The organism is Maribacter thermophilus, from assembly GCF_001020565.1.
Lineage (GTDB): Bacteria > Bacteroidota > Bacteroidia > Flavobacteriales > Flavobacteriaceae > Maribacter > Maribacter thermophilus.
This window is the reverse complement of record NZ_LDAS01000001.1, coordinates 2,083,510-2,107,494: the sequence shown is the minus strand read 5'-3', so window position 1 is coordinate 2,107,494 and position 23,985 is coordinate 2,083,510. Positions and strand designations below refer to the sequence as shown.

Sequence of the window (23,985 nt, the reverse complement as noted above, 5' to 3'; positions counted from 1 at the left end):
GCCATAGTGGTCTATTTTTATTATGGTTTACGGTCTCATTTTAGAGTGATATAATATTAAGGATTAATCTAAAAATAGATATGGATTAATAAACTATAGATATGGATTTTATTACACAATATTATTTTTTTAATATGTGCAATTGATAAACTAGTAAAAAATCAGCCTAAACACTCTTAAATATGTAATAAAGGTTTTAATCTTTTGTGTAGAGAACGGTCTCGGTTCCGTCGGTGTGGCGCACCATTATCTTTTCTTCTTTTCCAGAAATTCGGAGGCTTTGGGAGGATTGGGACAAATAGCCCGAACCATGATAAAATTCTTGGGCGCGTGTTTTTCCGTTATCAAGAAGCACTGTGCCAAAAACACAGGTTCGGGGTACGTTGATAATTTTGCCCATAACATTGCTATCGGTGGTAGTGTATGATTTTAAATCAGTATTGTTGAATCCGAAAATATGGGTCAGGGCACCATTTGCAACAATAGAAACGGCTCCTCGAGCATTACCTTCTGTTAGCAGTCCGCTCTGTATTGGTGGTACGGGTAAAAAATCGCCTGTTCCATTCCCTTTTAAAAAGAGTCCTTTTGAGGCATCGTACCGGCCTATGCCCACTTCGGTGCCATAATCGTTTCCGGATACCAGTACATCAAGATTGCCATCGTTATCAAAATCGGAAATTAAAATACCATAGATGGGAGAAAATTGGGCCCATATGGGTAATGGCCTTATTTCAAATTTACCATTGCCCTGATTTATAAGAATGGAAGAGGCAAGTTGAAATACCTTGGCACTATACGCACTGCTTTTTTCTTGCGGAGTTAAAATATCTGAAATAGTGGCACGTGCGTAACTCGCATAATCGGGGAATTTTTTCTTCAAAGAAGGAATTTGCTTAATCAGGTCGTCCCTTGAATGAACGGGGTATTCTTTACCCTCGTTATAGGTGGTTATAATAGGGTCTATGGTGCCGTTTTTATCATAGTCCAGCGCATAGATAGATAGCGGTTCTTTTGAAGTTGCCCTGTATTTAGAGTTTAGCCCAAGATTGCCCACTATATAATCTATGTCGCCATCATTGTCGAAATCTCCACCATTTATACTGTTCCACCATCCAGAGGTGTGACTTAACCCTGTGTTTTGTGAGCTGCTTACCAATGATCCATTTTTGTTCTCATAGAATTCGATGGACATAAACTCGCCCACTACTATAAGATCTACGTCTCCATCGTTATCATAATCTGTCCAAAGGGCATCTGTGACCATACCTGGTTTTCTAAGGGAGGGAGCCAATTTGTTTGTAGCGTCTATATACCTTCCTCCTTCGTTTACCAGTAAATAGCTTGTGGATGGCAACGGATATTTTAAAGGAGTTAACCTACCTCCCACAAAAAGATCTAAATCTCCATCTTTGTCAAAGTCGGCAGCACGTACGCAAGAACTACTGGTGGGCATCGAAGGTAATACACCCTCTGCCAATTTAAAATTGCCTTTTCCGTCATTGATGTAGATACGGTCTTGGTAGTACTCCGATTTTTCGTAAAATTCATTACTACCACTGGCAATATATAGATCTAGGTCTTGGTCGTTATCATAATCAAAAAACAGTACCCCCGTGTCTTCTTCATATTTTTCATTTTTATTGGGGGTTAAAGGTCTTCTTTTAAAGGAACCTGTTTTTGAACCAAAAAATAACTGACCGCTATGGTTGTATCCGCCTCCCATAAAAAAATCTTCATAACCATCGCCGTTTATATCGCCGACGGCCAATCCGGGTCCTTGTTCAGATAGCTTGTGCGGTAACAGATACTCTCTGTTAAAATCATAATAAACGGTTTCTCCATGCGGTGTTTTTAAGTTTAAAGAAACGGTAACATCTTTAAAATAGGTCTCTTTTTTATGATGTACCGGTCTGGTAGAACTAATGCTCTCGTCTTTTGTGACCACTAAATTTTGGTCCGCTTTCGGATGCAGTATTTTTTTGGTATCACCATCTGGCCATGTTATCAATAGACTGTCTATTTTATCGTTTGTTCCCAAACCAAAATGTAGGGTGTTGTCTACGGCCGATTGGTATCCTCTTGTTACGGAGAGTCTTGTTAATTGAGCTTTGCCGTCTTGATACAATTTTACTTGGGTACCCGTTGCAAACCGATTTAAGCCGTCGCCTACCAAGCGGAGGCTCAGGTAGTGGTTTTTGTCTATAGTGTCCGATAGGTTTTCGTAAACAGAGGCCGCTTGGTTGATATTGTTGATTACCAGATCCAGGTCCCCATCGTTATCCAGATCTGCATAGGCTGCACCGTTGGACAGAGATGGTTCCGCAAATCCCCACTCTTTGGTGTTGTCTTTAAATGAAAGGTCTCCCCTGTTCTTAAAAATATAATTGGATATTTTGATAGATGGCATTTCTTTAGACTTTTGTTTTAGCACAAAGTCTAAGCTGTCGTGTGTAACCGCGCCATACAAGGTGCTTGTGTAGTTTATAAAATCAAGGTCGGTTATATCTCTTAAATATCCATTGGTAACAAAAAGGTCTTTAAGGCCATCGTTGTCAAAATCTGCAAATAAAGGCGCCCAGCTCCAGTCGGTGGCATCTATTTTGGCAAGCTGTCCGATTTCAGAAAACTTGGGTTCGCCGGTGCTACTGTATCCTGTGTTTAACTGTAGCGTATTTCTCATGTACTGTGGCATGTATCCTATTTGAAGTGATCTTTCAAAAAGGTCAAAATTGAGCGGACCAGACATTTTCTTTTCATGAAAATTGTCTTTTGGTCTCATGTCCATGGTCACCAGGTCGTACATGCCGTCATTGTTAAAATCGGCTATGTCGTTTCCCATACTAAAATGACTTACATGGTTTAGATACGATTTGGCCATTTCCTTAAAGGTGCCATCTTGTTGGTTTATATAAATATAATCATTGGCAACAAAATCGTTGGTAACAAAAATATCGTCCCAGCCATCGTTGTTTAGGTCCGCGATACTTAAACCGAGCCCAAGACCATCAAAATGGATACCGGCCGAATCTGTAACATCGGTGAATTTTATCCCCATACCTTTATCTTCATCATTTCTGTAGAGCCTGTCATTGGCAGGGCCACTACCATCAGAAATTAAGGGCCTGATATTGTTAGGGTCCCTAATGGCATTCGTGTGGTTCAGTAAATACATATCAAGATCGCCATCTTTGTCATAGTCGAAGAAAGCGGCTTGGGTGGAATAGCTGTCATCGGCGAGGCCATATTCTTCGGCCTCTTCTTTAAAAGTTAGGTCACCCTGGTTTATGTATAGTAGATTTTTGCGTTGCTCTTTTTCAAAATTGCCAGATCTACAAACATAGATGTCCAGTAGGCCATCGTGATTAATATCTACCATGGTAACACCAGTAGACCAACCATTGTGTTTGCTGTTCAAATTAACGCTTATATCCTTAAATTTTAGGTTCCCAAGATTTACGTAAAGGGCGTCGTTTACCATGTTTCCGGTAAAGAAAATGTCGGGAAGACCGTCATTGTTCAAATCTCCCGTAGCAACCCCGCCACCATTGTATACATAGAAATAATCTACCATGTTAAATTGTTCGTTCTCATCAATGATATTGTTGAAAACAATATTGCTAGTGTCTGGATGCACTGCGTTAAACCGTGTTTTAATGTTTTCTATGTTCTTGGAAGTAGTGTCGCTCTTGCTGTTACAGGCACTTAAAAGAACTAGCAGGGTGTAAAAGGTAATCTGCTTTAAGGCACTTGTTTTCTTCATGGTCTATAGCCTTTTTTTTGATATGATCGGTAATTTAAGGAAAAATAAAAACCTGTCTCCTCAGACAGGTTTTTAAACTAAATTTAACAAACTAACTCAACATATTACTCATACTCTGGATTTTGGGTAACGTTCGGATTTCCCAAAACCTCATTTAATGGAAGCGGCAGCACATAGTCTTTTGGAGACAATGTTCTGTCGACACCATAAGTGTCTATAAAATCTTGGATATATTCACCAAGGTAGTCAGGAGAACCACCAAACGTACTTTTTCTTTTTAATTCAGGATAAATCTCACATTCCATCGCAAATTCTAGTACTCTTTCGTTTACAATGGCATCTCTTAATTGCTCTTTGTTAAGTCCTGAAAGAGGGGCGAGCCCTGCTCTTCTTCTTACTTCGTTGATACCATAATATGGGTCGCCGGTGCCACTTTCGTTCGCTGCCTCTGAATGCCCTAGAAGCACATCGGCCAAACGAAGGTATACGATGTTCTTCTCGGTCAAATTGGCATTTGATAATCCCATTTCGGTATATTTTGCCGACCATCCGTTCGAGAATATTAGTTCATCGGGGTTGTTAGGGTCAGCGTCCGCGGCCACCATTCCGCCAAAACGGCTGAGGTTGTAGGGCGCTTCGGCGCTCCATTTAACAATGGGTCTTTCACCTTCAGAATTAGGACCTACCCTAGTGGTTGGATATTCTTGGATAAAGGTACCGGCGATTCTTTTGTCGGTCGGGTCATATTTTTCGCGGAATGCCTGAGTAGAGTTTAGCCAATGCCAGCCCACACCTCCTAGATCGTTAGGTAAATCACCAGGAATAAAATGCTGGTGGTAATTTTGGTTTTCTCCAGAATTTGCGGAAGCGGATACTTGTGCTTCAAAAATTCTAGGTCCGGAATTCTCGTTCTCTACAGAAAAAGTGTCCGCGAAATCCTCGAACAATACCATGCCGCTTTCACTAATAAACGTTTGTGCGGTAGTATAGGCCTCATCCCATTTTTCATCTTGCAGATAAGCTTTTACCAATAACGCTTCGGCCGCCCATTTAGTAGCTCTTCCTACATCGCCAGAATCATAGGATTCCGGTAAAATGGCTGCGGCCATTGATAGGTCGGACTGTATCAGATCAAGAGCCACCCTTTTACCGTTTTCGTTAGAAGGAAGGTCTTGGTCGCTGGCTGTTTTGGTCGTTGTTACAGGTATATTGTCAAAATAGCGAACAAGGTTGTAGTAGTAGAATGCCCTTAAAAATTGAGCTTCTGCTTTTACCCTGTCTATTAATGCGCTGTTAGGAACCCCTTCTGCCTTAAGGTCATCTGCTTTTTGAATAATGGCGTTGGCCCTGTTTATGTTCTCGTACGAGATTCTCCAATAAGTAGCAATATATTCATCGTCCGGTGAAACATTTCCATTTTGGTAGTTCAGCGGACCTTTTTCCCATCCTACTTGATACCCTGCCAAACATTCGAATACAAATCTATTGTAATAATGATTGAACCAATCTTGGCCGTATCCGATGCCGTCATATATGGCATTTACGCCTAATTCTAACTGCTCTGCGGTGTCGAAGAAATTATCCTCGGTCGTAAAATCCGGATTTTCGTCTAAGTCGGTACAGCCTACTATACTTATCGCAATAAATAGGAGGGGGATGATTCTCCATGAAATTGCTTTTGTGTACTTCTTCATAATTTATTTTTTTTAATTAAAATTCTAAGTTAATTCCGATGGTCAAAGTTCTGGATCTTGGGTATGCATCATAGTCATCGCCCCTGTTCAAGTTGTCTTGGCCTCTATTGTTTACTTCTGGATCAAAACCGGAGTAATCTGTAATAGTGAGCAAGTTTTGGCCACTTACATAGATTCTCGCTTTTGTAATCAAATCGTTGATATGAGGAAGGGTGTACCCTAAGGATACATTTTGCAACCTGATGAAAGAACCGTCTTCTATAAAGTAGTCAGAATCTCTGTAAGAGTTGGCAAAATCACGATTACCGTCTATAATAGGTCTAGAGGCGCTGGTATTGGTAGGTGTCCAAGAATCGGTAAGAATAGTACTGATCTGATTTATCTTTTGAACACCGTCACCTAATTCAGATGCCTGTAGGTTTCTAACATCAAATCCTTGAGAACCTCTGAAAAATAATCCCAGATCAAAATTCTTGTAAGTGAAGGTAGAATTTAGCCCCCATGTAAAATCTGGGTTCGGGTCACCGATAATGACATAATCATCGGGCGTAATTTCTCCATCACCGTTTACATCTCTATATTGGGGATAGCCCGGTTTGTCTCCCGATCTCGATGGATTGTTCGCTATTTCTTCTTCGGACTGAAAAATGCCGATGTAATCATAACCTCTCCATACGCCGATAGGGTTTCCTGCTTCTACCCAACTACCTTCTACACCAAGGTGGCCACTGGTAGTTTCAGAGAAAAATGGTGTGCTATCACCCAAATCGGTAAGTTCGTTTCTTAAGATAGATATGTTACCGGCAACGTTCCATTTAAAATCTTCGTTGTCTATTACATAACCGTCCAGGCCAACCTCGAATCCTTTATTTTCCAATGATCCGGAATTTTTAAGAATGGATTCAAAACCAAGACTACTAGGTATGGATACAAAGAGTAATAGGTCTTCTGTTTTATTGCTAAAATAATCCAATGTTAGATTTAGGCGACTATTAAAGAAAGAGGCGTCTAGCCCAATGTTTCTCATAGTGGTCGATTCCCATTTTAGATCAGGGTTGCTAAGTCTGGCATCCGCAAGACCTAGTACCAAACCTCCGTTAAGTACGTAGTTGAACTCGCTCAGGTTCGCCAAAGAATTGTAGACCGGAATTTCAGAGTTACCCGTTAATCCCCAGCTACCTCTTAATTTAAGATTGTTGATCACGTCAGATACACCGCCTTCAAAGAAACTTTCGTTAGATATGTTCCAACCAAGGGCAACAGATGGGAAGTTGGCCCATTTGTTCTTGCTTCCAAATCTGGAAGAACCATCACGTCTAAAGGTTACGGTAGCCAAATATCTACTGTCATAATTGTAATTTACCCTTCCTAGTAAAGATTCCAATAACCATTCTCTTCTTTCTGAATAGGGGGTTAATATATCTGGACCTCCTTGTAGTGTGGCTTGATCCACAGAGGCAGCGGTAATACCACGGGTAGTACTGCTAAAATACTTATTTACCTCTTTTTGGTACGTGTAACCTACTACGGCATCTACAAAGTGTTTGTCGTTAAATGTTTTTGTGTAGGTTAATAGATTTTCGTTCAGAATGTTGGCCGAATTTCTGTTTGCCAAAGTCAGTTCTCCTGCATTGTCTCTTCCTATTCTTGTGTTTACGGATGGGAAAAAACTAGTTCTGTTAATATTAAGGATATCTGCACCTATACTGGTTTTAGCCTTTAGGTTTTCGGTTAGGGCAAAGGTGAAAGTCGTATTTCCGAGTACCCTGTTGGTAATATCCTGATCGGTGGCATATTTAAGTTCCTGTAATGGGTTTATATTAAATCTGCCATCGTAGGAAGCTAGGGCGTATGTACCATCTTCGTTATAAACGGGTACGGTAGGATCTAAACCTAAAGCGGTGATGATGATACCTCCAGGACCTCCTTGGTCCGTTGGTGCATTGTTAGAAACCGTTCTGTTGTACGACCAGCTAGAACTTACATTTAAAAAGTTGTCAAATGCCGAATTATCTACATTTAAACGGATACCATATCTTTGAAAGTCGGTCATTTTAATGATACCTGCGTTATCGTGATAGTTTCCGGTAACAGCATATTTATGGTCTTCGTTTCCACCAGAAAATGTTAGTTGGTGGTTTTGAATAGAACCGACCCTTGTTACTTCATCTAACCAGTTTGTTCCTTTTCCAAATGCATCTATTTGTGCCTGAGTGTAAATTGGAGCACCTCCTTGGCTTGTTTCCAAAGTGTTAAGGTAAGTGGCAAACTCAGAGCCGTTTAATACATCTATTGGGTTAGAAATTGTTTGTGTGGAATAAGAGCCTTCGTAACTAATCTTGGCTTTTCCGGCCTTTCCTCTTTTGGTGGTGATCAAAACAACACCGTTAGAACCCCTTGATCCGTATATTGAAGTTGCAGAAGCATCTTTTAATACTTCGATAGATTGAATGTCGTTAGGATTTATAGATGCCAGAATATTAGTGGCCTGTCTTGAGCCACCCGCACCATAGGCACTGTTGTCCGGATAAATAGGAAAACCATCTATAACATATAAAGGTTCACTACCACTGTTAATGGAGTTGGAACCTCGAATACGTACAGACACTCCACCACCTGGAGCGGCAGAGGTTTGGGTTACTTGTACACCGGGGGCTCTGGCCTGTATTGCCTGATCTACCGATGTTACCGGAAGCTCTTTAAAGGCATCCCCGTCTATCGAAGATACAGAACCTGTGAGGTCACTCTTTTTAACGGTTCCGTACCCTACAATGACCACCTCGTCCAAGGCTTCACTTTGGGGTTCTAATGTTACGTTGATCGTAGTTCGGCCATCAATGCTTATTTGTTTGGGAGCAAAGCCTAGAGATGAAAATTCAATGACCTTAACATCGGCTGGGACGGTAAGTTCATATTTTCCATCAAAATCAGTGATGACACCTGTGGTTCCTGCAATTACATTTGCGCCTGGTAAGGGTGTTCCGGTTTCCCCGTCCGTTACCGTACCACTAATGGTTGTTTGGGCATTTAATGTTAGGCCGCTCCATAATAATGAAACTCCCCACAATAAAAGTTTGAGTTGACTTGTGAATAGAGATAACTTCATACGTTTTATAATTGGTTTTGTTTTAGTTAAGTAAGAATTGTCTTGTTATAGGAAGACAAAATCCTACCAAACAATATTAAGAAGATATTAAGATTTAAAAATGGACGATTATTGCAAAAACATGGACTTTTTGCGATAAAAAAAATAATTTGTCATAATAACGGTTGATTTTTAGGTTAAAATTTAATTTTAAGACCTTAAAAATATTAAATCAACAACGGTGTTGTAGGGGGTTGTTTGTTAAAAAAGAGTTAAATAAATATGAAGAGCTTTTATTCTTGTTGTTCTTTTCTATAGTCTTTTGGAGAAATTCCGAAGTACTTTTTAAAGGTTCTAGAAAAGTATAAAGGATCTTGAATACCCACTTTGTAGCTTATTTCCTTTATGCTTAAATCTGTATATTTAAGATATTCACAGGCTTTTTGAATCTTTTTTAGATTGAAAAAATGAATCAATGAGTAACCTGTTCTTTTCTTGAACAAATTAAATAGATAAGAAGGTGAGCAGTTAAATTGTTTGGCTATTTCATCGGATTTATAGGTCTTGTCCAAATTGGCCGTTAAAAAATCTATGACCGAATTTACCATATTGGTATGCGAGGTGGTTTCCGAAGCAAATTCTTTGGTGGTATATATAAAGGAGCTGATGAACTGTAATCCTAAAATATTGGCGAACTCCAATTTTGGAACGGTGTATTCACTTTTATACATCAAAAATATTTCATTGAACATTTTAATTCGATTGTTCTCAAAAGCGATATTGCCATCCGTACTTCTAAATTCTAGATAACGCTTGTAAAGGGCATCTGAAGAGTGTCCTGAAAAATGCAACCAGTAAATGCTCCACGGTTCGTTTTCATCAGATTTATATTCGTGGGGGGTATTTTTGGGTATAATATGAAAAGAATTGGGGAGTACTTCTATGTTGGTGTCGTCGATCTTCATTTTTCCCTTGCCCTCTACACAGTACATAAAAATATACTCCTTTGATCCCTTTTTTCTGGTTCTATAATGGTGGCGTGCATTCGGGTAAAAACCAATATCGGTAATATAGAAGGGTTTGCATATGCTGTTTTCTTTGAGCTCCTTTTTTATGGAGTCTGGTAAGACAGTCATTTTTTGACCTAAAAATCCCTCTTTTAGTTTGGAAGTGTCCACTTGTCGGTACTGGTTTTATGGTTAAGTAATAGAATTGGTCAACATGGGTGTTATTGGTGGTTTTTTTCTTTTCCAAAAAATGAAAATAGAATGATAATTCCCTTGGGGGTCTAAAATATTAAATAAAAATAGGAATGTCCATATTTATCTATATAAATTCCATGTAGTAAACTGTAATATTGAATAAATTCGCAAATAGCACTGTTTAGTATTAATGTTATTGCTGAAATAATGGTATGTTTTTATGGCTATGTTAAAACATGATGTTTTTTGAATTTCGCTTCAATAAATTAAAAAATCCATGTTTGTCCTAGTTTGTATTATTTCGTTACAAGCGACATGGCGGTTCTTAAAACATAATGCTGGTATGCATATATCTTACAGAAAAATATAATATGCAACGCGGTATAGTTGCTTAAAAATAAATAGGTAAAGATGGTCAATAGAAAATTATTTGGTGTTTTTTTGGTGTGCTTCCTTATTAGTTTTACAAGTTGTAAGGATGAGGAATCACCTGTCGAAAACAAAAAACCGAACATTGTTTTTATACTGGCGGATGACTTAGGGGCACATGACTTAAGTTATGCCGGTAGCACCTATTATGAAACCCCTAATATAGATGCCATTGCAAAAGAAGGGGTGAGTTTTGTTCAAGGGTACGCCGCAGCACAAGTTTGTAGCCCGTCGCGGGCAAGTATTATGTTGGGGCAGTCTACCGCCCGTCATGGAATTACGGATTGGATAGGGGCGGCTACGGGCAAAAAATGGGGAGACGAACGTAATACAAAAGTACTGCCTCCCGAATATGAAAGAGCTTTAAAAGAAGAAGATATTACCATTGCCGAGGCTTTAAAAGCAGAAGGGTATAAAACCTTTTTTGCCGGAAAATGGCATTTGGGAGATGAGCCATACTCACCTGAAAACAATGGTTTTGATATTAATAAAGGAGGCTGGGAAGTCGGTAGCCCTAAAGGAGGGTATTATGCTCCATGGGACAATCCAAAACTGGATTATAAGCACGAGGGCGAAAGCTTAACAAAGCGATTGGGGCAAGAAACTGCCGATTTTATTACTGATAATAAAGACAAGCCATTTTTTGCATTCTTATCGTTCTACGCCGTACATGGACCAATTGAGACTACAGAGGACAAATGGAGAAAATATCGCAATAAGGCCGAGGAGATGGGTATTAAAAGCACTGGGTACAAAATGGAACGTATTTTACCTATTCGTACCGTTCAGGACAACCCTATATATGCCGGATTGATTGAAACTATGGACGAAGCCGTGGGCATTGTGATGCAGCGGTTAAAAGAGCTGGGGTTAGATGATAATACCATTGTTGTTTTTACTTCTGATAATGGTGGTGTGGCAAGTGGCGATGCTTTTTCTACAACTAATTACCCTTTAAGGGGCGGAAAGGGCTATCAATGGGAAGGTGGCATCAGGGAGCCGTATCTGATCAAGGCGCCCATGTTCAAAAACACGCCCAAGGTGGTGGATTATCCCGTATCGGGAATAGACTTTTATCCGACTCTTTTAGAATTTGCAGGGGTTGATATACCTAAAAACCATCTCTTGGAAGGGGTGAGTCTAGTGCCTTTGTTAAAAGGGGAGACCCTTGCCGAAAGACCTTTGTTTTGGCATTACCCACATTATGGCAATCAAGGAGGGGAACCTGTTAGTATTATTAGAAAAGGTGATTGGAAACTCATTCATTATTATGAAGATGGCCGTGATGAGCTGTATAATTTAAAACAAGATTTAGACGAAAAAGAAAATGTGTTGGGCAAGCGTCCTCAGTTGGCACAAGAACTTAAAAAGGAACTCACCGATTATTTGACGCAAACGGGAGCGAAAAGACCTGAAGTCAATGTAGATTATGATGGTATAAAGGCTGCCGAGCTTCAGAAGAAAAGAAAAACTGAAATGCTTCAGAATTTAGAAAAACAACGAAAAGAATTTCTAAAAAGTGATTTTGAACCAAACAAGAACTGGTTCGATAGCAAAACAACCAAAGATTAAGGAACAAAGTTGATTTATATACTATGAAAAACCCACAATACAATTTTGCTTACTTACTTTTTCTGGCGTTGGTCTCTGCCATGGGTGGATTTCTGTTCGGTTATGACTGGGTGGTAATAGGAGGGGCAAAACCCTTTTATGAGCTTTATTTTAATATTGCCGATATACCCACGTTACAAGGTTGGGCCATGAGCAGTGCCTTGGTGGGGTGTATTTTTGGAGCGATACTTTCTGGGGTGTTGACCGATAGATGGGGGCGAAAAAACAGTCTTATATTGGCGGCGGCACTATTTTCCTTATCTGCTTTTGGAACAGGATATGCCGATGACTTCACCCTTTTTGTTGTGTATAGGGTCTTAGGTGGTTTGGGTATAGGGTTGGCCTCTACATTGTCGCCTATGTATATTGCAGAAGTGGCACCCGCAGAGTATAGGGGGCGATTTGTAGCTATAAATCAATTAACGATCGTGTTGGGTATTTTGGTGGCGCAAATTGCCAACTGGGGTATTGCCGAGGCCATACCTGCCAATTTTAACGATACGGATATACTGAACTCTTGGAACGGTCAAACCGGTTGGCGGTATATGTTCTGGGTAGAACTTATACCTGCATTACTTTTCTTTTTTCTAATGTTCGTGGTGCCCAAAAGTCCAAGATTTCTTGCCAAGGCCGGTAAAGAAGAGGATGCCAAACAGGTGTTGTTTAAGATCGGTGGTATGGGCTATGCCGAACAAGAGTTCGATAACATGAGGTCGATCCTTAACGATGATGGGGGCAAAAAGATTTCCATTTCCGAATTAAAGGGAAAAAAGGTGTTTCCTATCCTCGTCATAGGTGTTGTATTGGCGGTATTTCAACAATGGTGCGGTATCAATATCATTTTTAATTACGCGGAAGAAATATTTTCCGCTGCTGGTTATAGTGTTGGCGATATGCTCTTTAATATAGTGATTACGGGCAGTGTTAATCTTATTTTCACTTTCATGGCCATGCGAACGGTAGATAGTTGGGGCCGTAGAAAATTAATGCTCTTTGGGGCGGCAGGGCTCGCCATTATTTATGCATTGTTAGGGGGTGCTTATTTCTTTGAGTTTAGTGGTTGGCCGGTTCTAGTGTTGGTAATTACGGCAATTGCGATCTACGCTATGTCTTTGGCGCCGATAACCTGGGTGGTGCTCTCCGAGATTTTTCCGAATAGATTAAGGGGGGTGGCTATGTCTATAGCAACATTTTCATTGTGGATAGCCTCATTTGTCCTAGTATTTACTTTCCCTATCATGAACAGTGAATTGGGGTCGTACGGTACATTTTGGGCGTATAGTATTATTTGTGTGGCCGGTTTTGTTTTCGTTAAAAAAAGATTGCCGGAAACAAAGGGCAAGAGTTTGGAGGAAATTGAAATAGAGCTTACGAAAGAAAAATGAAAATAAGACTTAAGGTCATAGTATTTATTGCTTTTGCCATACAAAGTGCCTATGCTCAAACCGATATGGGGAAGATGGATTATTTACGTGATGTGACATCGGAATTGCGTAAAGAGTGGCCGAACAATAGAACTATCAATCTCGTTTTTCACGGGCATTCCGTGCCTTCGGGATATTTTAAAACCCCCAACGTAAACACATTGGAGGCATATCCGTACGTAACATTAAAAAATATAAAGCGGGTATACACCTCTGCAGTGGTAAATGTTATTACGACCTCTATTGGTGGGGAGCAGTCGGAGCAAGGCGAAAAAAGGTTCACGGAAGAGGTATTGGTGCACCGGCCCGATGTATTGTTTATAGACTATGCCTTAAACGATCGCAGCCTTGGGCTCGAAAGGGCAAAAATAGCATGGGAAAAAATGATCCTTCAAGCAAAGGCATACGGTACAAAGGTGATTCTAATGACGCCCACACCCGATGTAAAGGAAGATATTCTGTCCCCCAAATCGGAACTGTCTAGGCACTCTCAACAAATAAGGGACTTGGCAAAAAAACATGAAATAGGTCTGGTAGATAGTTATCGGCTGTTTCAGAAAATAGCCGAAAAAGAGGATATAAAAACCTACATGGCCCAAAGTAACCATATAAATGAAAAAGGGCATAGGGTTGTTGCAGATGCCATATTCGATTTTTTCAGCGAAGATTATAAATAATAATAATACGATTTTATGAAAAGTAAGGTCTTGATACTGCTAATGGTATTGTTTGCTTTGTGTTCTTGCCAAAAAGAGGATCCGAAGGAAATGGATCTGTCGGGCGAGTGGCAATTTAAGATAGATTCGTTGGATCAAGGGGTTAAGGAAAAGTGGTTTTTGAAAACTTTGGACGACACCGTTCATTTACCGGGTTCAATGGCGGAAAATGGTAAGGGAGATGATATAACCGTTAATACACATTGGACCGGAAGTATGTGGAACGATAGTCTTTGGTACAAAGATCCAAAGTATGCTAAATACCGTCAGCCCGGCAATGTTAAGGTTTCCTTTTGGTTGAGCCCAAAAAAGGTATATACCGGTGCGGCATGGTACCAGAAAAAAGTAGTTATACCACAATCATGGCAAAACCAACATATAAACCTAGGGTTGGAAAGACCGCATTGGGAAACTACGGTTTGGGTAGATGACCAAGAGGTTGGTATGGAAAATAGCTTAGGCACTCCGCATGATTATAATTTAGCTAAATATCTTACTCCCGGTGAGCATACGATTACCATAAGAATAGATAATAGGGTGAAGGATATAAACCCTGGCGTAGATGCGCATAGTATTTCCGATAACACCCAGACCAATTGGAACGGTATTGTAGGTGATATTAAATTAACGGCGACATCACCTATCGTTTTTCAAAATGTAAAACTATTTCCCAATGTAAAGGATAAGGGGGTTACGGTAAAGGGGAAGGTGGTCAACTCTTCGGGAAAGACACAGAAGGGTAAAATTGTATTGCAGGCAATAGAATCTGGCAGTACAAATAGTTTGCCGCCGTTAGAGAAAGAAATGGAAATAGAGGGGGAAGGTGATTTTGAAATCGATTACCCCATGGGGAACGATCTTTTGCTCTGGGATGAGTTCGACCCTAATCTATATACCATGAAATTGCAATTGGAAACCCAATTGGGCACAAGTGAAAAAGAGGTGGTTTTTGGTATGCGCAGTTTTGAAGTAAACGGCAAACACTTTACCGTTAATGGAAGACCTGTGTATTTACGGGGAACATTGGAGTGTTCCATCTTTCCCTTAACAGGGTACCCCTCTACCGATGTAGATGAATGGAAACGAATTTTTAAAACTATTAGATCGTATGGTCTTAACCACATGCGTTTTCATTCGTATTGTCCACCAGAAGCGGCTTTTCGGGCTGCGGATGAAATGGGGGTTTATGTTCAGGTAGAAGCTTCCTCTTGGGCAAATATAGGAGACGGTGAACCTGTTGATGAATGGATCTATAAAGAGGCCGAGGATATATTGAATACCTATGGTAATCATCCTTCTTTTGTAATGATGGCCTACGGTAATGAACCGTCGGGTAAGAACCACGAAGAATATCTTTACAAGTTCGTAGATCATTTTAAAAAGTTAGATAATAGAAGGTTGTATACCAGTGGTGCCGGATGGCCCTTGTTGGATAATTTGGATTATTACAATCATAAAGGGCCCCGCATACAGGGTTGGGCCCAAGAATTGAACAGTATTATCAATGCCAAACCACCACAAACAGAGTTCGATTATAACGAGTTGATCCAAAAAACTCCCATGCCCTATGTTAGTCATGAAATGGGACAATGGTGCGTATACCCTAATTTTAAGGAGATGTCAAAATATACCGGTGTTTTAGAACCGAAAAATTTTGAAATATTTAAAGAAACCTTAGAGGATAATCATCTTGGTCATCTTGCGGATAGTTTGTTGATGGCATCGGGTAAGTTACAGGTACTCTGTTATAAGGCCGATATCGAGGCGGCGTTGCGAACAAAGGATATGGCAGGTTTTCAGTTGTTGGACCTACATGATTTTCCTGGTCAGGGTACCGCATTGGTCGGTGTTTTAGATGCTTTTTGGGAAGAAAAGGGGTATGTGAGTGCAGAAGAGTTCAGAGAATTCAACTCAGAAACGGTGCCTCTTGCAAGAATGGCAAAACGTGTGTTCTTGAACGACGAAGACTTTACGGCAAAGGTAGAAGTTGCCCATTATGGCGAAAAGCCGATCAAGACCGTGACTCCTACTTGGGGCCTTGTTGATAAAGAAGGAAATACGTTCGCCAAAGGTGAATTTGCCAAGACCGATATACCTATCGGAAATGGATTTGGCTTAGGTGAGATCTCTTTGGATTTGAACGAGGTAGATACGCCAAAAAAATTAACGCTTACCGTTTATATCGGTAATCATAAGAATAGTTGGGACGTATGGGTCTATCCTTCTAAAAACACCTCTATCGAGAAAGAAGATGACATTAGGGTGGTTCAAAAATTTGATGCGGCCACGATCAATTACCTAAAAAATGGGGGCAAGGTATTGCTTACTATCAACAAAGGGGATATTGCAGCGGACAAAGGGGGTGATATTGGTGTAGGCTTTTCCAGTATTTTCTGGAACACCTCATGGACCAAAGGCCAAAAACCGCACACCCTGGGGATTCTGACGGATCCTCAACATCCTGCCTTGACCGAATTTCCAACAGAATATCATAGTAATTGGCAATGGTGGGATGCTATGAGCCATTCAAATGCCATTGTTCTTGATGATTTTACTTCCGATCTAAACCCCATTGTTCGTGTGATCGACGATTGGTTCGAGAACCGTAGAACGGCCTTGATTTTTGAAGTAAAAGTGGGCAAGGGAAAACTATTGGTTTCCGGTATAGATCTGCATTCCGATTTAGAAAATAGACCAGAAGCGCGTCAATTACTATACAGCTTAAAAAAATACATCGCCAGCAACAGGTTTGATCCTAAGGTAGAGCTACAACCAGAGGATATCAAGAATTTGATGAAATACTAAGGAATATGTTTAAATGATTCGATGCTGGGCATCGGACTAAATGAAATTTGAAATGAGTACAGTAAAGGCTTGGAAAGATAAAGTAGTAATACCTACCTACGAAGTTGGTAAACCGGAGAAATATCCTGTTTTTTTGGACAAAAGGGTTTATCAGGCAAGTAGTGGTGTGGTATACCCCCATCCTGTAATCGAAAAAATAAGTGACGAAAAGATAGATAAGGAATGGGATGCTATTTATATCGAAAACGATTATATAAAAATAATGGTTTTACCTGCCTTGGGGGGCAGGGTGCAAATGGCGTACGATAAGATAAGGGAACGTCATTTTGTCTATTATAATAATGTTATCAAACCTGCCTTGGTCGGACTTACCGGACCATGGATTTCAGGAGGAATAGAATTTAATTGGCCACAACATCATAGGCCCAGTACCTACGACCCTACCGATTTTTATATTGAAGAAAATGAGGACGGCAGTGTAACGGTGTGGGTAAGCGAGGTAGAAAGAATGTTCAGGACCAAGGGGATGGCCGGTTTTACGCTGTATCCAGACAAGGCATATCTAGAAATTAAAGGGCAACTTTATAATAGAACCCCGGTGCCACAGACTTTTTTATGGTGGGCAAACCCGGCAGTGGCGGTTAATGATCATTACCAATCTGTTTTTCCGCCAGATGTAAATGCGGTCTTTGATCACGGTAAAAGAGATGTTTCCGAGTTTCCTATTGCCAAAGGTGAATATTACAAGGTAGACTATTCGCCGGGCACCGATATATCTAGATATAAGAATATTCCCGTACCCACTTCATATATGGCCATAACTTCAGAGTACGATTTTGTGGGCGGTTACGAGAATGATACCAAAGGCGGATTGTTGCACATTGCCGACCACCATATTTCTCCGGGTAAAAAGCAATGGACATGGGGCAATGGTGATTTTGGAAAGGCGTGGGATAGAAACCTTACCGATAGTGATGGTCCCTATATAGAATTAATGTGCGGCGTATATACGGATAACCAACCGGATTTCTCTTGGATGCACCCCTATGAAGAAAAAAGCTTTAAACAGTATTTTATGCCGTACTACAATGTGGGGGTGGTAAAAAATGCCACCAAAGAAGCATTGTTGAATTTAGAGAAGGAAGGTGATGGGGTTCGGTTAAAGGTGTACGTAACATCACATTATCCAAATTCGAAGATAAGTCTTAGTTCTAACGAAAAGGTGTTGTTCGAATCGGTAAAAGACCTAGACCCTGCAGACGGATTTGAAGAGCTCGTATCTACGGGCAACGTTGATTATAATTCTCTTACGGCCACGGTAACCGATGCGGATGGTACGATGTTGGTGTCATGGTCGCCTAGTAGCCTCAAAGAAAACGAAGTACCCGAAGCGGCCAAAGCTGCAAAAGAGCCAAAAGAGATTACAAGTGTAGAACAGCTCTACCTGCGCGGTTTGCATCTAGAACAGTACCGCCATGCTACCTATGATCCGACCGCTTATTATCTAGAAGGGTTGTCACGCGATCCCAAAGATGTGCGTTGTAACAACGCTATGGGCCTTTGGTACTTAAAACGGGCGAAATATGAAAAAGCTTTGGGGTACTTTAACCAGGCCATAGATACGTTGACAGAACGTAACCCTAACCCTTACGACGGGGAGCCTTTTTTTAACAAAGGGCTGGTTTTGTCGTATTTAGACAGAAAAAATGAGGCGTACGATGCCTTTTTTAAATCTTGTTGGAATGCCGCTTGGCAAGATGCCGGTTATTTTAACTGTGCCCAAATAGATTGTGCGAACGGTAATTTGGAAAAATCGTTGGAGCTTGTAGATAAATCACTTGTTAAAAACTGGCATAACCACAAAGCACGTCATCTTAAAATTGTGCTTTTGAGAAAGCTGGGCCGTATAGGGGAAGCAGTTCAACTAATAGATGATTCTTTGGCGATTGATGCCTTTAATTTTGGGGCGATCTACGAGAAATATCTGATTTCTGGCGCATCCAGCGATCTCGATTTCTTGATGGAAATTACACGAGGTAACCAACATAATTTTATAGAGTTTTCTATAGACTATGCGCAGGCGGGCCAGTTTAACGAGGCAATATCACTATTGAACGTTCTGGTGGAAAGCCAGTTGGCTACCTACCCAATGGTCTATTACTTTTTAGGGTTTTATTACCAGAAAAATGGTGAAGTGAACAAGGCAAAAGACCATTTTAAAATGGGGAGCGAGATGCCTATGGACTATTGTTTTCCCAACAGGTTAGAAGAGATAGCAGTACTGAAAGCGGCTGTTGCACAGAACCCGAAAGATGCCAGGGCCTCTTATTATCTGGGTAATTTTTGGTACGCATCCAAACAGTATGAAGATGCATTGGAGTGTTGGTCTATATCGGTACAATGGGAAGATACAAATGCCATTTGTCACAGAAATTTAGCCCTTTTGTACTATAATAAGAAGAACGAGGTTCAATTGGCAAAAACCCATTTGGAAAAAGCTTTTGATTTAGACAACACGGATGCACGTTTGTTGATGGAATTGGACCAATTGTATAAAAAGTTGAATGTAGATGTAGATACCCGTTTAAATATATTGGAAAAATATATAGACCTTACCATGTCTAGGGATGATATTTATCTAGAAAGGGTAAGCTTATATAGTTTTAAAGGAGACTTTGAAAAAGCTTTAGGTCTTATAGGTAAAAGACAGTTTCATCCGTGGGAAGGGGGCGAAGGTAAAGTACCCTTACAATATATTACGGCTAAGGTAGAGTTGGCAAAAATATACATAAAGAAAGGGGAATATGCACTAGCGATCCGTTTGTTAAATGAGGCGCAGATCTACCCTGCCAATCTGGGCGAAGGGAAACTTTACGGCACTCAAGAGAACGATATATTTTATTGGTTAGGGTGTGCCCATGAAGGATTGGGGCAAATGGAGAAGGCTGTTGAAAACTGGCAAATTGCATCGAAAGGGCTTTCTGACCCTAGTCCGGCGATGTTCTATAACGACCAACAACCGGATAAAATTTTCTACCAAGGTCTGGCTCTTTTGAAATTGAAAAAGGAAGATGAGGCAAACCTTCGTTTTAATAAATTGATCGCCTATGGTCAAGAACATATGAACGATGAGGTTAAGATGGATTATTTTGCTATTTCATTACCAGATCTGTTGATTTGGGAAGAAGACCTAAACGTTCGTAATAGTATCCATTGCAGGTATCTAATGGGATTGGGGAAGTTGGGGTTGAGAAAAATCGACGAAAGTATGGAAATGCTGGAAAACGTAATGCGTGATAATTTTTATCATTTACCGGCCTTTATTCATTTTAATATGGCAAAGGATATTGCCGACGATATTGTAAAAAAACAGCTATGAGAATATTCTTTACCCGATTTTTGATAGTGCTTTTAAGCGTTGTTCTATGTCAATGCGGAATAAAAACAGAAAATCAGATTTCTTTGGCAGGTACTTGGCACGTTGCCTTGGATTCGCTGAATGTCGGGGAAACCGAAAAATGGCCCAGCACCCTGATCGAAGGCACTGAAGTAGAGCTTCCCGGTACCTTGGACGATGCAGGCATAGGAAAGCTCAATACCATGAAACCGGCCATTAATAACTACGTAATGTCCAATTTGGCCAGAAAGCACTATTATACCGGAAAAGCTTGGTATCAAAAGCAAATAACCGTTCCATCATCATGGAAAGAAAAAGAGATTACGTTACACTTAGAACGTATTATTTGGGAATCAAATGTATTTGTAGACGGTAAAAAAGTAGGTGCCGCCAATAGCTTAATAGGTAGTCATGAGTATAACCTGACCGATGTTTTGTCTCCCGGAGAACATACTTTGACCATAAGCATCGATAATTCCAATAAATTTCCGTTGGTAAATGTAGAAGGATCTATGTATCCGGATGAAAGAAATAGGGATATGGCCCATGCCTATACCAACCATACCCAAATAAAGTGGAACGGTATCTTGGGCGATATTGTCTTACAAGCTTTCGATAAGGGCGCTCCGAGTAATCTTCAGGTATATCCGAAGGTAGAAGAAAATGCTTTGAGGATAGCTTTTGATAATAACGGGGCCGATGTTCCAAAGCAATTGGAATATGAAATATATGATCTACAAAGAAATATCATTTCAAAAGGAAGTGTAGGTGAGCCACAGGTAAAGAACGGTACCGTAAGTTTTAGGGTTGAAAGACCGGAGCAATTGGAGTTTTGGGACGAGTTTAATCCCGCTCTGTACTATTTGAAGCTAAATGTTGGCGGCCATAGCCTAGAGACAAGGTTTGGTTATAAGAACATTGGTAACAACAACGGAAATCTAACCCTGAACGGAAAACGGATTTTTCTGAGAGGAAATCTAGAGTGCGTTATATTCCCGTTAACCGGACATCCACCGATGCAAAAAGAGGAATGGGCAAAATTAATCGGGCAGGCCAAAAATTATGGATTAAACCATTTACGCTTTCATTCGTGGTGTCCACCCAAAGCTGCTTTTGAGGCAGCGGACGAAGCGGGGTTCTATTATCAGGTAGAATTGCCCCATTGGAGTTTAAGGGTTGGGGAAGATGAAAAAACAACGGAGTTCTTAAAACAAGAGGCGGATAAAATTATCAGGGATTATGGCAACCACCCTTCTTTTGTTTTTATGGCAATGGGGAATGAATTACAGGGTGATATAGGTGTTCTTAATGAAATGACCGCGGACCTTAAAAAGAAAGATGACCGTCATCTGTACGCCACAACATCCTTTTCTTTCCAAAAACCTACCGGTACAAGGCCAGAGACAGAAGATGAATTTTTTATAGCACAATGGACCGATAAAGGCTGGATAAGGGGACAAGGCATTTTTAATGATAAGGCACCTCATTTTAACGCCGATTACTCAGAAAATAGTGAGCATATCAACATACCTTTAATTTCGCATGAGATAGGCCAATATTCCGTATATCCGGATCTAAGTGAGATTCCAAAATATACAGGGGTTTTGGAACCATTGAATTTTATTGCCGTAAAAAATGATCTTGAAAACAAGAAATTAATCGATTTGGCGGAAGACTTTACACAGGCATCGGGAAAATTGGCGGCCATATTGTATAAAGAAGAAATAGAAAGAGCCTTGAAAACACCAAGTTTTGATGGATTTCAATTATTGCAGCTACAAGATTTTCCAGGACAGGGGACCGCGCTTGTTGGTCTATTGAATGCCTTTTGGGAATCTAAAGGTATTATTTCTGCTGAAGAGTTTAGGCAGTTTAATAGTGAATTGGTACCGTTGGTCAGGTATGAAAAAGCGGTGTACGAAGACGGAGAGGTATTTAAGGCCTCTATTGAAGTAGCTAATTTTTATAAGCGGTTACAAGGGCGATCATTGGATTGGAGTATTGCCGATGAAGAAGGGAATATCTTAAAAAAAGGAGTTCTGCCCGACATTGATTTAAATATAGGAAATAACCCAGATTTAGGGGTGATCGAGTATCCTATAAGTGTAGAGTCCGCAAAAAAAATAACGGTGACCGTTTCTTTAAGGGATTCTAAATACACGAATAGTTGGTCTATTTGGGTATATCCTAAAGAGGTAGAAACAAATTATAATAATATAGTCTTTGCAAAAACCATAAAAGAAGCGCAATTGGCTTTAGAAGAAGGTAAAAAGGTATTGTGTAATCCTGATTATAAAACCTTAAAAGGTATAGAGGGGCGTTTTGTTCCGGTATTCTGGAGTCCGGTGCATTTCCCCAATCAACCGGCCACAATGGGCTTGCTGTTAGATGAAAAAAATGCTGCTTTCGATAACTTTCCCACAAGCTCACATGCCGATTGGCAGTGGTGGGATCTATGCATCAATTCTAAGTCGATCGTTGTCGATTCTTTGAATGTGACACCGATTGTCAGGGTCATAGATAATTTTGTGACCAATCACCATTTAACCAATGTTTTTGAGGCAAAAGTGGGGCCGGGTAGTCTATTGTTTTCTGCGATGGATATTACAAATGATATAGAAAACAGACCGGTTGCAAGGCAATTAAGACATAGTTTCATGGAGTATATGAAAAGTGCTTCTTTTAATCCTTCTAAAACAATTGAGCCCAATGATCTGGAACAGCTTATTCTTGATCAAAATGGCAAAAATTTTGAAACGGGGGATATCTATGAAAATTAAGTTGATCTTTACTTTGGCCACTATAAGGGGGTATTTTGTTACCGTACGCAAAACACGTTCTTTAGTCGTGGTTTATAGGTTCTTAACCACACGGTCTTTTCTTTCAATGGTAAAAAGCAACCTTTTTCGCCCCCCGATTTAGGTCAAGCGGGTAATGTACTTGGCCTATTACCGCCCATATGTTCATATTATTTTTTGTGTTGGTTTGTACCATAAAGGGGCAAGAATGTTAAAATATTACAAATAGGTAAATGTTAATATTTTGTGAAATTGCTAATTGTGCATTTAGAAATGGATAATTCGTTCATTATTTTTTATAAATACGAATCTATATTTCTGATTTATAGTGGGTTTTGTGTAATATTCAATGCTCGTGCGAACTCTATTTTTACAGTGATTTTTTTTTAAATGTAAGTATTAATGACTTTCTTTACCGAATTATGTAAGTTTTTCGCGTACTGAAAAGTAGGATAAATACTATATAGATCTAAAAAATTTGCTGGATGTAAATACTAACTAAATGCTAACCGCTATGAAAATTAACACTGTTTGTATTATTGATGATGATCCCATATGCGTATATGGAACCAAAGTTTTACTTAATCGAAATAGTTTTTTCGGTGCTGATATTTTGGTATATGAAGATGGTTACGAGGCTATCGTAAACCTTACTTCGCTATTAAAAACGGAAAAAAAATTACCGGATGTAATCTTTTTGGATTTGAATATGCCCGTAATGGACGGTTGGGGGTTTTTAGATGAATTGGTGAAATTGCCAGTGAAGAAAAAACCACATGTTGTCGTCGTAAGCTCCTATTTTTCTGGAAAGGATGTAAAGAAAGGAAAAAGTTATGGTATTGTTGATGATTTTATTTCCAAACCATTAGTGGAGGAAAAGCTTATGAATATATTTGAGACTATAATGACCAATAGTGGGAATGTAGTTGGTTAAAAATCAATGCAGTATAAATAATATAGTAGTGCAAACAACTTGTTTTTGCATTTAACGGATAAATTATGGATTTGGCGTAATTGGTGAAAAACTTATTTCTTTCGTGTAAGCACCAAACCCGATGAAAACT

Annotated in this window: 10 protein-coding genes and 1 pseudogene; 7 read left to right on the top strand and 4 right to left on the bottom strand. The window is 39.9% G+C overall.

Annotated elements, in window-relative coordinates:
• Window positions 1-196 precede the first annotated feature (196 nt).
• From AB657_RS09115 to AB657_RS09100, 4 genes are all read right to left on the bottom strand, one after another.
• Complete coding sequence (locus AB657_RS09115) at window positions 197-3,760, bottom strand: VCBS repeat-containing protein (RefSeq protein ID WP_052958668.1); 3,564 nt, start codon at window positions 3,758-3,760, stop codon at window positions 197-199.
• A 104-nt stretch (window positions 3,761-3,864) separates the two neighbouring features.
• The gene (locus AB657_RS09110) at window positions 3,865-5,454 is read right to left on the bottom strand and encodes a RagB/SusD family nutrient uptake outer membrane protein (RefSeq protein WP_047246207.1); all 1,590 of its coding nucleotides are present in this window, start codon (window positions 5,452-5,454) and stop codon (window positions 3,865-3,867) included.
• Between the two features lie 16 nt (window positions 5,455-5,470).
• Window positions 5,471-8,560: a SusC/RagA family TonB-linked outer membrane protein gene (locus AB657_RS09105; protein WP_047246206.1), complete on the bottom strand. Its 3,090-nt coding sequence runs from the start codon at window positions 8,558-8,560 to the stop codon at window positions 5,471-5,473.
• A gap of 272 nt (window positions 8,561-8,832) precedes the next feature.
• Window positions 8,833-9,675 carry an AraC family transcriptional regulator gene (locus AB657_RS09100; RefSeq protein ID WP_047246205.1) on the bottom strand — a complete coding sequence of 281 codons (843 nt, stop codon included), beginning with the start codon at window positions 9,673-9,675 and terminating at the stop codon, window positions 8,833-8,835.
• 477 nt (window positions 9,676-10,152) lie between these two features.
• Here AB657_RS09100 and AB657_RS09095 point away from each other — a divergent pair, with 477 nt between their 5' ends.
• The 7 genes and pseudogenes from AB657_RS09095 (at window position 10,153) to AB657_RS09065 (ending at window position 23,855) form a co-directional block, all read left to right on the top strand.
• Window positions 10,153-11,742 carry a sulfatase gene (locus AB657_RS09095; protein ID WP_052958667.1) on the top strand — a complete coding sequence of 530 codons (1,590 nt, stop codon included), beginning with the start codon at window positions 10,153-10,155 and terminating at the stop codon, window positions 11,740-11,742.
• A 17-nt stretch (window positions 11,743-11,759) separates the two neighbouring features.
• Window positions 11,760-13,166: pseudogene (locus AB657_RS09090) on the top strand (sugar porter family MFS transporter); the annotation flags it as partial.
• Entirely contained in the window at window positions 13,163-13,882 is a 720-nt protein-coding gene (locus tag AB657_RS09085; RefSeq protein WP_047246203.1) for an SGNH/GDSL hydrolase family protein, read from the top strand. The pseudogene AB657_RS09090 and the gene AB657_RS09085, both read left to right, overlap by 4 nt.
• Window positions 13,883-13,897: 15 nt before the next feature.
• A complete protein-coding gene (locus AB657_RS09080; RefSeq protein WP_047246202.1) occupies window positions 13,898-16,726 on the top strand; it encodes a sugar-binding domain-containing protein in 2,829 nt (942 codons plus the stop codon).
• Between the two features lie 52 nt (window positions 16,727-16,778).
• Complete coding sequence (locus AB657_RS09075) at window positions 16,779-20,105, top strand: DUF5107 domain-containing protein (RefSeq protein ID WP_047246201.1); 3,327 nt, start codon at window positions 16,779-16,781, stop codon at window positions 20,103-20,105.
• Window positions 20,102-22,903 (top strand): sugar-binding domain-containing protein, encoded by a 2,802-nt coding sequence (locus AB657_RS09070; RefSeq protein ID WP_047246200.1) that lies wholly within the window; start codon window positions 20,102-20,104, stop codon window positions 22,901-22,903. Before AB657_RS09075 ends, AB657_RS09070 begins: the two co-directional genes overlap by 4 nt.
• Window positions 22,904-23,435: 532 nt before the next feature.
• Window positions 23,436-23,855 (top strand): response regulator, encoded by a 420-nt coding sequence (locus AB657_RS09065; protein WP_047247899.1) that lies wholly within the window; start codon window positions 23,436-23,438, stop codon window positions 23,853-23,855.
• The last annotated feature ends 130 nt before the right edge of the window (window positions 23,856-23,985 follow it).